We start from the raw sequence: 10,314 nt of genomic DNA on the forward strand, positions 1-10,314 counted from the left end.
CTGAGCAGTCCGCATGTTGACATCGCCGAGGAGTTATTCGAGCTGTTCGATGCCATCAGTGACACGTTGGCGTGGTCGCGGGACCGTCCGGAGCAGTTGTCCACGGCACGTTGAGGTCGCACGGTCATTTCGTCAAAACGCCGGCGTGCTGAACATGGTGGCGAGGTTGGTCGCCGCCACCATGTTCAGCACGTTCCCGCAACGCGGGGAGCTCATCCCCGCTGGAATTACGCCGTGCTGTGCCAGCCAGGACGCCAGCCAGGACGCCAGCCAGGACCTGGCCGGCTAGGACTTGAAAGCCTCATTCCGGGCGATGACGCCGATGTCGGCCTGGTCGGTGAACAGCCCGTCGATGCCGGCCTTCAGATATGTCACCTGCTCGTCGATCCCCCGACCGAAGTCGCTGAGGTTCGCGCCGCGCCGGTAGTCCACCGGCAGGAAGTTGTTCTCCGCCCGGAAGGTGTACGGGTGCAGTACCAGCCCCGCGGCGTGCGCGTCGGGGACGAGCGAGGTCGGCGTGCCCAGCGTTCCGTCCGCGGCCCGTGGGATGATCTGCGTCTTGTCCGGTCCGATTCCGTTCGCGTAGCTTGCGATCTGTCGCAGGCCGGCCGGCGTGGACAGGTCCGCGTAGGTCCGCGGGTCGCCGGCGTCGATCAGATCGAATGGAGCGCCGCTAGCGCTGAGTAGCTGCACCGAGGGAGCGCGCAGGCCGAGCGTACGCAGCTGGCGCAGGCTCCCCGTCTCGAAGGACTGCACGAACACCGGGGCGCCGCGGTGGTTCAGGCCGTATCGGTTCAGGAGGTCCAGGAGGCGCTGCTCGAGGGGAAGACCGGCTTTCTGGAAGTACGTCGGGTGCTTGGTCTCGGGGTAGACGCCGAGCTCGCGGCCGAGTTCCCGGGACAGGCGCTGGCGTAGCTCGAGCAGCTCGACGAAGGTCGGGACCTCGAACCGGCCGTCGTACATCGTGTTCTCCTGCCGGAAGGCCGGCAGCCGCTCCTTGGCGCGCAGGGTCTTCAGCTCAGCCAGTGTGAAGTCCTCGGTGAACCAGCCGGTGACCGGCGTGCCGTCCAGCACCTTGGTCACCTTGCGGGCGGCGAACTCCGGGTGGTCGGCGACGTCGGTGGTGCCGCCGATCTCCGGCTCGTGCCGGCAGACCAGGACGCCGTCCTTGGTGGGCACGAGGTCGGGTTCCATGAAGTCGGCGCCTATCCGCGCGGCCAGCTCGTACGAGGCGAGGGTGTGTTCAGGGCGGTAGCCCGACGCGCCGCGGTGCCCGATCACCAGCGTCCGATGGCGCTCGTGGCCCCCGAATTCGGCGGCTGACGCCGATGATGTGCCGGTCACCCCGGTAGCGGCGACCAGGGGGGCTGCTGCGATGCCCGCAATCACGGTACGACGGTCCACGAGTCCTCCAGCGCAACGGCGGCGACCCTCGCCGGCGGCGCGCTTGTGCAGCAAACCGATGGGAGAAAACGATGGAATGGACCGCATCTTATCCATCGCTGTCGATCAGCTATCGAGTTGGTGAATCCGCTGACCCTGGCAGTTTTTGATCTTTCCTCAAGATCGTCTGTGTCCACATTTCTGTCGTCGCGGGTTGAAAACTCGGTGGCTGCCTGATATTTGTCGGTTGCCATGGTCAGTATTGACCATTATGGCTGTGGTGAGGTGTGGGATAGCCTCGGGTTACGTCCCGACAATCGGGAACCCGGGCTCCGCGGTTCACGGCCACACAGCGAAGATCGCATAGTTTCAGCTGTGGTGGGTGGATTCTTGTTCATGTTCTCCCGATAGCACTCCAGTCAGACTTTTGTGATCAGTCGAGCTGGTGGTCCTGCCGTCGGCAACGGCTGGTCTTGGTTGTTGTCCTGGTGGCGTCGTCGCCTGGAGCATCGGTCACGTGGTCAGGCTGATTTCACCACGGGGGAGGAGGTCACTTCTTGTCCTCCTCGTCCACGATGTCGGCATAGAGCGACTGGCCCATCGCCGAGCCGAGCCGGCCTTGGCGAGTTCGGTGGTGGCCTCCCGGATGGCGGTGATGGTCGTGTTGCTCTCGATGCTGAGGGAGAGCGGGTTGACGTCGAGCAACAAGGGGTTTTTGACCGCGAGGTTCGTGAAATCGGACTGCAGCGAGGTGCCGATCGCGACGGCCTCATCCGGGTTGAGGCCCTTGTTCGGTTCCTCACCGCCGGCGAGTTCGCGCACCAGGTCGACCACGGCCGGGGTCGTCCGGGAGCCCTCGGCATTGGCGATCACTGTGGGCTCGCCTCCCTCGGCGGTTGCGGTCGGCCCGTTGCGGGCGGGAGCGCCGTCAGGCGGTAGCCGGCCGAGCACGAGTGGATGGTTGACATACATTTTCTGCCCGAAAACTGGCACCTCCTGATGTCTTCCTTCCACTCGTCGCACCGAAGGGAATGCGGATCAAGGAGTGGGGTTGCGGTGGATGCGTTGCGAGGCGCGAGGAGGCCCGGGTAGCGGTGCTCTACGCGGCCCACTCCACTCCTTGATCTACACCCTATTGCCGGGCGCTCCTATCCCCGCTGGGCTTGCGCGGCGCGTGGCAACAGGCGCGGTCACGGCAATGAGCCGGCTGCGGGCGGTGCTGCCCAAGCCCAAGTCGGTCAACCCCACCGCCCGGCGGGATGTCGAGCAGACCGTTCCGGTCAATTTTTCCGATCAGGTATCCGAGTCCTTCGCGAGCTGGTCCGTGGCAGATTGCCCGGCTTCGGTGCAGCGTCGCAGGAAGTCGACGACGAGGTCGATCTCGTCGTCGCTGTAGTTCTCAAGGATCCTGTCCAGCGAGCGGTTCATACCGTCGTACAGCCGGAAGATGTCGCGCTGCTTGTCGGGCACACCGCGTATGAGCACGGCACGCCGGTCGCTCTCGACCCGGTCGCGCACGATCCAACCGCCCCTCTCGAGGCGGTCGAGAATGCCGGTCATCGTGGCGAGGTGCACACCGACGCGCCGTGCAAGAGCGCTCGGGCTGATCGGGCCGTGGCGCGTGATGACGTCGAGACAGTCGAAGTCAACATCTTTGATCTCTATCCGCGAGCCCACCCGGTGATTGAGCACTGCCAGTTCGATCCGCAGCTCGCGCAGGCTCAGCTTGGCCTCGGCGATCCGCCGGCTCCGGGTTCGTCCTCCCTCGCCAGACGCCGATCCGTCAACACCTCGCGCTGTCAAGCCCCCTGACCTCCCCACGTTATGCTATCGTTTTCGTATCATACGAGATTCGTAGTACTAGATCGCGACCCGCGCCCGAGGGTCAGGAGGAGCGTAACCATGAGGATCGTCGTCTTCGGGGCCAACGGGTCGACCGGCCGACTGCTGACGGAGCAGGCGCTAACCGCCCGCCACGACGTCGTAGCGGTGACCAGGCGGCCGGCCGATTTCCCTGTCACGCACGAAGGACTGGACGTCGTGGAGGCAGACGTACATGACGCGCCGGCCGTCGATCGCGCGATCGACGGGGCACATGTCGTGCTGTCGACGCTCGGTGTGCCCTTCACGCGCAAGCCGATCAGCGTCTACAGCGACGGCGTGCGCACCATCGTCGCCGCGATGGCCAAGCACGGGATCAAGCGACTGGTCGTGGTCAGCTCGAGTGCCACCGAGCCGCACTACCATGCTGACGGCGGTTTCCTGCTGAACCGAGTCATGCAGCCGTTGCTCACTGCGACGATTGGCAAGACGACGTACGCGGACATGCGGCTCATGGAGGAACTCGTCCGCGCCAGCGACCTGGAGTGGACGATCATGCGCCCGTCGGGCCTGTTCGATGCTGTCGGGGTGACGAGGTACGAGCTTCACGAGGATCAGGCGCCGGGCGTATTCACCAGCCGCGCCGACCTCGCCGCGAGCTTGCTCGAGCAGGCGGGAAATGCCCGGTTCGTGCGTAAGGCGGTCGCAGTGACAACGCTCGAGGGCGCTCCCACACTGTTCCAGATGCTGCGCCGGGAGGCATTCAAGAGAGGCTGACGTTGGACGGACTGCGGCTCGTCCTGGAGATGATGTTCCCGGGAATGTGCAGGAACCGTGCGAGTTCCTGCACCGTCCACAGGGATTGTTCGACAGCAGGCACCGTTTGGCCAGGTCGAAGGGTGCCACGAGGTCGAACCCCAGCTCCGTTCCTTGATCCACGCTCGTGTTGTCGGGCGCGCGTACTCGTCTAGTGGATCAGTGCGGCGAGTTCGCCCCATTCCCGACGGGGGAGTGTTGTCGGGTCGGCGGTCAGGACCTGGAGGGCGACGTGGTCCGCGCCGGCATCGAGGTGGTCTTTGACTCTGCGGTGGATGTCGTCGAGGGTGCCCCAGGCGACGAGGGCGTCGATGAGGCGGTCGCTGCCCTGGCCGGCGAGGTCGTCGTCGGTGAAGCCGTGTCGGCGCAGGTTGTTGGCGTAGTTGGGGAGGCGGATGACGCGGCTGACGTTGGCGCGGGCGATGCGGCGGGCATCGCCGGGGTCGGTGACGAGGACGACTTTCTGTTCGGGGATCAGAAGGGGTCCTTCTCCGAGGTGGCGGCGGGAGAATTCCGTGTGTTCGACGGGAACGGTGTAGGTGTGTGTGCCGCCGGTGAGTTCGGCGGCGAGCCTGAGCATCTTCGGTCCGAGGGCCGCGAGGATGCGGTGCAGACCGGTGGCGGGTGGGGCGCCGTAGTAGGGGGCGGCGTCCATGGCCGTGAGGTAGTCGCGGGTGACCTGGAGTGGGCTGGCCATCTGGTGGCCGTGGTGGCCGCGGTGGGCGATGGCGGGGGTGTGGCTGACGCCGATACCGAGCAGGAAACGGTCGGGAAATCCTTCGGTCAGGGTGCGCTGGGCGTTGACCATGGCGGTCGCATCGCGGGCCCACAGGTTCGCGATCCCGGTGGCGACGACCATGCGCCGGCTGGCGGCGAGTAGCAGCGCCGCGTGGCTCATGATCTCCTTGCCCGTAGCCTCGGGAATCCACAGGGCACCGAACCCGAGCTCGTCGAGTTCGGCGACCGCGTCCTGCGCGGCGGACAGCGGTTGTGTATCCAGGGCGATCGACCAGATGCCGACCCGTCCGATGTCCATGTTAATCCCCTCGTGGCTATGCGGGCCTGATGGCGTCGACGCACGTGACGTCGGTGTCAGTGTGCCGCGGAAAGCTTCACCCGGAAGCACGCCTGGATCTCCCGTGGGAACCGCGTCCGGAAGTTCGGAGGCGGTGGAAGGAAACGCCGATCTTGCTGTCACCGAAGGAGTAATCGACCGGGTCGGGCTGTGCTCCGCGGAACGCAACCCGGAGCGCTCCGCAGGTAACGTGCGCGATCCGTGCAGCCAGATTGCCTGATCGGGATTGACGCCTGGTCACTGGAATGGTGTGTTCTGCTTCCGGGCAGTCGGGGTCAAGCGGTACCGCGTGTCGCGGTGGCCGTGCCCGGCAACCGTGGATTCCACCAGCCCCTCTTGCTTAAGACGCCCAAGCCAATGTTCAGCGGTTTTTGGATTTATATCGGGCACCGGTTCATGGTCGAAGCGCGGCTGGCCGCGTTCAGCGGTGAGTTGTTGCACCTCTTCGCTCGTGAGTCGACGGTCGCTCTCCCCTACGCGGAGGTACGAGCCATGTTCCATACCTTTGTTGCGCACGTAGCACGGTTTCTGATTGCGGGGGAGCTCTTCCACCTCGGCGGCGATCAATGTCACCCCCTCGTGGTCGATGAGAGAGATCGCAGGCCGCAGCGCCGGGACCATCTGCTCAGCGGCCGACGCGCGTGCCACCGACACGTCAGGCTCTCCTGCGCGATTTCATCCATATCCCGCAACGTACGAGCACCAGCGACTTCGTCCTCAAATGTCACCTCACGTTGGTCCCGGTCCGGCAGCCGGACCCGACGGGTAGGGCGGCGCACGTCCTCACCGGGTGCAGGGCACGTTGGACAGGCCGCTGGCCGCAGCGGTGACGGTGTTGCTGCACGAGACGGTGTTCCTGGTCCTGTCCGGCTTGTCGATGCTGACGCCGTAGCCGGGGCCGCGGACGTCGAGGGTGTTGCCGGTGATGATGTTCCCCGTGCCCCAGCCGTCGAGCAGGACATGGGTCTGGATGCCATCCTTCGGACTGTTCACACCCCTGTTGCCCTCGATACGCCAGTTGTTGCCCTTGACATCCACCCAGGAGTCTGCGGAGTTCGCCCCGGTGATCGTCGAACCGTCGAAGCTGTTGTTGCTCAGAACGCCGCCCGTTGTTGCTTCTTTGATGTCGACGGCCTCGGCGGTGACTCCGCTGATGGTGTTACCGATGATCTGGTTGCGGTCGGAGTTGTCCGGCTTTCCGCCGCTGAACTTCGTCCAGTTCGACTTGGCCGTACCGATGTAGATGCCCTCGCCGAAGCCGGCTTCCTTGCGGCCGGTGCCGCTGACGGTGCATCCGACGACGAAGTTGTCGGTGGAGAAGTTCCGCAGGTGGATGGCCTCGTCACCGACGTTGCGCACCAGCAGTCCGGTGATGACCGCGCCGCTGGTCTGGTCGGTCATCACCCCCTTCTGGCCGTTCTGGATCGTGAAGCCCTCCAGCCGCCAGTAGTCGGCGTTGTCGAGATGGAAGCCGTAGCCTTCCTTGATCGACCCTCCGTCGATCACCGCGTTGCGGGAACCGCGCACCGTGATCGGAGCCTTCGCGTTCGCGGGCTGGCTGGCGACGAAGTGGCCGCTGTAGTTGCCGTCCGCGAGATTGATGAGGTCTCCCGGCTGGGCGGACGCGAGCGCGGCGGTCAGTTGATCCGCATTGGAAACCGGGACTGTCCGCAATGGATCAGGCGCGTTCGGTACCTGTGCCAGCACGGCGGCTGGTACCTCGGCGGTCGGCGCGGCGGCCGGAGCCGACGTGGCCGATGTCGATCCGTCCCCGGTGGATGTGAAGGCGGCTGTCACTTCGGCGCTCTCGGTGTTCGTACGGACCCGTGCGGTCAGCGTGTGCTTGCCCGCGGCCACCGCGTCGAGATGGACTGTGAACGGAGCGTCCCGGTCATCGAGCACCGTGTTGCCGTCGAGAGAGAACTTGACGCGTTCGACCTTGTCAAGGGTGTCCGTACCCGGATTCAGGGTGACATCCATGCCGGCCGACACGGACTGCCCGTCCAGCGGGCGCGCGTCGACGGCAAGCACCCAGCGGCCGGATGCAGCGGCGGAGGTCTGCGGGCTCGCCGCGGTCGTGGATCCGGTTGTACCGGCGGCGTGCGGGGCCGAGGAGCCGCCACCACCCAGGACGACGACGAGGAGGACAAGGATGACGACGGCAGCCGCGATAGCGCCGCCGAGCGGCAGCCACAGCTGGCGCCGCGTGCTCAGCACCGAGTGGAAACCCTCCCGGTGTCTCGCCGGTCGGGCGACGGCGGTGGTGTCGCCGCTGCGACTACCGCTGTCGCCGCCGCTGTCGGTCTTGTCGCCGTCGCCGTCGCCGTCGCCGTCGCCGTAGCCGTAGCCGCCGTCGTTGTCGCCGCTGTCGGTGTTGTCGCGGGCGCGACCGTCCGTTGAGGTAGGTCCCATCCGCTGCTCCCCGTGGTGCGATGTCTGCAACTGATCCGTACCGGAGCATACTGGGGCCTTTGAAGGTGACCGTGACCGACTGGTTCTCCGCTGCTCGCCCGCGCTTCTCGGGAGTCTGCGGGCCGGCCGGCAAATATGATCACACAGTTCGGCGGCCGGCTCGCTGGAGAGCGCCGGTGCGTGACGGGGCCTGGCCGGATAGTTCCACCGGGTGCTGGCTGAAGCGGGACCACCGGAAATCCGGGATATCTGCGCCGACACGCCTGAAATGTCTTCAGCGGAGTCGGCAGGTCCCATCTCGGCCGGTTCTGTTTCCGTCGCTTCTGTATTATCGCTTCCATCGCCGGGCGGACGAGCCTCCGAAAGACCTTGCGAATCGTGATGAATGCGTCGCGAATTTCGATCGTGGCCGTGGTGCGGGACCCGTTGATATCAGCTATATCTCCCGGGTTACCGGTCCATGGGCTCGATCAGGTGGGTTCGATCAGGTGGGCGCGGGGACCTCGTCGCACGAGGGTGATCTGGCAAGGCCGGTTTCGGGAAGGGAGCCGGACTTGCCCGAACTCACCAGATCGAGCACCATCCGGATGTCGGTGGCTTCGCTCTCGTGACCGACGGGTGCTCGGCTTCGACCCGGCCGCGGAGGCGGTTGGGTCGCTGATCCGGTGGCGGTAGCGGAGTTTTCGCTCACCGCTCGCGTGCAACATGTTTGTGACGTGGCGCTCCGTCGCAACCGGCGTGGGATGACGGGAGCCGACGACGACGGATGGAGCGGGCGCCCGAGGATGGAAGCGAGTGGCTCTCGAACCAATGCGCCGCTGCCGGATGGAAGGGTGGAACGTGTGCTGACTGTTGCTGGTTGTCAGCTGAGGGTTGATGTCGCGTGGCTCGGCTCAGATGCGCGCCAGAAAGATGTGGTCATGCCCACTCCGTTGGCGTCCAACGTCCATCCGGCTCTATAGCTTTGGCGGTGGGTGTCACTTCTGGTCGTTCGGTTATGTGCCAGGCTGTCGCGTCGGGGGATGGCGGGACAGACGATGGGGAGGCTTGTGTGCGCGAGGTTAAGGTCAAGTTCCATGTGAGAGACAGGGAGGCGCTCCTCCTGACCCTCAAGGCGCGAGGGATCGACCTGGGCGAGCCGTTCTTTCAGGATGACCAGGCGTACGCTCCCGATCGCTGGACGTTCGCCGACAGCCGGCTGGGCGTCTCCTTCCCACGGCTTCGTACGATAAACAACCGTCATTTTTTCGCGCTGCGGCGGCCGACTGTTAATGCGCAGGCATGTGATGCATACGAGACTGAGGTTGCTGATCGTGACCAGATGCATCAGGCGATCCTGAACATGGGTTTCTGCCCGACGGTGCGAGTGGCCAAGACACGGCGAACGGCACGGGTGGGAGACGTATCACTCTGCGTCGATGAACTGGACGGTCTGGGTATGTTTCTGGAGCTCGACTGTCCGGTACCCGCGCATGAGTCGGTGGTTGTCGTCCAGGAGGCGTTGAATGCATTCGTGACTTCCCTGTGCGTTGATGTGACGCGTACGGAGGAGACGTGTGACGCGCTGGTGCGAACGGCGCAGCTGCGGGCAGCCTGAGTGCTTCACGGTGGACCTGTTCGGTATCGACCTGGTTTATCCTGATTAGTCTGTACCGGTTTAGTCTGTACCGGTTTAGTCTGTACAGAGTTGGTCCCTGTGCTGCTGGTCTGTGGTGTTGGCCTGTGTGGCGTTGTCCTGGGGCGGGGTCGGTCGGGTGGAATTCACCCTGAGGGCGTAAGCACAGTAGCTTCCGCCGGGTTGTGCCTGCGTTGTTCCATCTCCGGTGCATAAACTGCTCGTTGAGCAGGTGAGGCGCCGAGTTCGGGCGCACGCAACTACAGACGGGCGGGCTCCAGCACATGTCGCGACGCCGGGTCCGACTGGGTGGGCTCGTGGTGGACGGGCTCGTGGTCGACCGACGGGGCATCCCGTGGTCTGGTCGAGCTGGCTGGTCCGCATCCGGTCCGTCGCCGGCGGTACAGCGAAATACATTCGAGAGTCGCTCCCAGGCATGACCGGGACAGCTGCCTGCGCGGTATCGGTGTCGGCGGGTCCCGCTTCCGGGCGTGCCGCGTCATTCGGCTACTTTGTCCGTTACACGAGCCGTGCCGGGCTACCGCGGTGGCGCCGGCGGTCTATCGATCGTGCATGGACGCTTGCGACCCGAGCCGTGCGTGGCGTGCTTTCGCTTCTTTTCCCAACGGTGACCGCCGGCCTGGTAGGAGTATCGGCATACCACGGTTCTGCGGGACAGCCGGCCGGTGTGTTCGGCTTCGGCAGGCGTTCGCCAGGCTGGATCCTGCGTTATGCCATGGTCCGACGGGGGCCGCCGGGATGCGTATGTGGCCGGGACCGCCGCATCACTTTGTCGATCATTAAGGTTGGCGGTCGCTGCGTACTCGGCCTCTGAGCCGGTCCACAGAGCTGCGTCCGGGGTATCCGCGGGCAATTTCGGATCCAGACTGTGATCGGTCCGGTCGCGATCGGCTGGCTCGCGATCGGCTGGGTCCGACCGGGTGCCCGTTCTCGCGCGTCCGCCAGGCTGAGAGGGACAGCGCTGCGACCCGCGACGTCGCGCCCCCTGTCGCCGGCCGTTCCCCGTCATTCGAACCTTCGAGGATGGCCCTTGTTGACCACTCGTGACACATGGTCGCCACGACGCCACGGCGATCCCGGCTGGCCGGAGAACGATTCCGGACAGACCGACCAGGCGCAGACCGCCTCCGGCGCGGTGATCCGCCGCCAGCCGGGCGAACTCGAAGGAGCT

Annotated in this window: 10 protein-coding genes; 4 read left to right on the top strand and 6 right to left on the bottom strand. The window is 65.4% G+C overall.

Annotated elements, in window-relative coordinates; genetic code table 11:
• The first annotated feature begins 145 nt into the window (after positions 1-145).
• Positions 146-289 carry a hypothetical protein gene (locus U9979_RS01760; protein WP_322777993.1) on the top strand — a complete coding sequence of 48 codons (144 nt, stop codon included), beginning with the start codon at positions 146-148 and terminating at the stop codon, positions 287-289.
• Here the strand turns inward: U9979_RS01760 and U9979_RS01765 are convergent.
• The 3 genes from U9979_RS01765 to U9979_RS01775 all read right to left on the bottom strand — a co-directional run bounded on the left by U9979_RS01765 (position 286) and on the right by U9979_RS01775 (position 3,186).
• Positions 286-1,404: a glycerophosphodiester phosphodiesterase gene (locus tag U9979_RS01765; RefSeq protein ID WP_322749743.1), complete on the bottom strand. Its 1,119-nt coding sequence runs from the start codon at positions 1,402-1,404 to the stop codon at positions 286-288. The genes U9979_RS01760 and U9979_RS01765 overlap by 4 nt on opposite strands.
• Positions 1,405-1,896: 492 nt before the next feature.
• Positions 1,897-2,334, bottom strand: coding sequence for an Hsp70 family protein (locus U9979_RS01770; protein ID WP_416219208.1), 438 nt, complete (start codon positions 2,332-2,334; stop codon positions 1,897-1,899).
• Between the two features lie 342 nt (positions 2,335-2,676).
• Entirely contained in the window at positions 2,677-3,186 is a 510-nt protein-coding gene (locus U9979_RS01775; protein ID WP_322770565.1) for a MarR family transcriptional regulator, read from the bottom strand.
• Between the two features lie 99 nt (positions 3,187-3,285).
• Between U9979_RS01775 and U9979_RS01780 the strand changes: the two genes are divergently transcribed.
• Positions 3,286-3,981, top strand: coding sequence for an NAD(P)-dependent oxidoreductase (locus tag U9979_RS01780; RefSeq protein ID WP_322749745.1), 696 nt, complete (start codon positions 3,286-3,288; stop codon positions 3,979-3,981).
• Positions 3,982-4,171: 190 nt separating this feature from the next.
• Here U9979_RS01780 and U9979_RS01785 read toward each other — a convergent pair whose 3' ends face one another.
• Positions 4,172-5,056, bottom strand: coding sequence for an LLM class F420-dependent oxidoreductase (locus tag U9979_RS01785; protein WP_322777994.1), 885 nt, complete (start codon positions 5,054-5,056; stop codon positions 4,172-4,174).
• A gap of 103 nt (positions 5,057-5,159) precedes the next feature.
• Between U9979_RS01785 and U9979_RS01790 the strand changes: the two genes are divergently transcribed.
• Positions 5,160-5,315, top strand: a complete 156-nt coding sequence (locus tag U9979_RS01790; RefSeq protein WP_322750558.1) for a hypothetical protein — start codon at positions 5,160-5,162, stop codon at positions 5,313-5,315.
• Positions 5,316-5,332: 17 nt separating this feature from the next.
• Here the strand turns inward: U9979_RS01790 and U9979_RS01795 are convergent, their stop codons facing one another.
• Together U9979_RS01795 and U9979_RS01800 are read right to left on the bottom strand one after the other, a co-directional pair.
• Positions 5,333-5,749, bottom strand: a complete 417-nt coding sequence (locus U9979_RS01795) for a hypothetical protein (RefSeq protein WP_322777995.1) — start codon at positions 5,747-5,749, stop codon at positions 5,333-5,335.
• A 129-nt stretch (positions 5,750-5,878) separates the two neighbouring features.
• Complete coding sequence (locus tag U9979_RS01800) at positions 5,879-7,507, bottom strand: right-handed parallel beta-helix repeat-containing protein (RefSeq protein ID WP_322750556.1); 1,629 nt, start codon at positions 7,505-7,507, stop codon at positions 5,879-5,881.
• Between the two features lie 1,051 nt (positions 7,508-8,558).
• Between U9979_RS01800 and U9979_RS01805 the strand changes: the two genes are divergently transcribed.
• The gene (locus U9979_RS01805; protein WP_322766250.1) at positions 8,559-9,104 is read left to right on the top strand and encodes a class IV adenylate cyclase; all 546 of its coding nucleotides are present in this window, start codon (positions 8,559-8,561) and stop codon (positions 9,102-9,104) included.
• The last annotated feature ends 1,210 nt before the right edge of the window (positions 9,105-10,314 follow it).

Origin of the sequence: Protofrankia sp. Cas4, from assembly GCF_963555915.1 — a bacterium.
Lineage (GTDB): Bacteria > Actinomycetota > Actinomycetes > Frankiales > Frankiaceae > Protofrankia.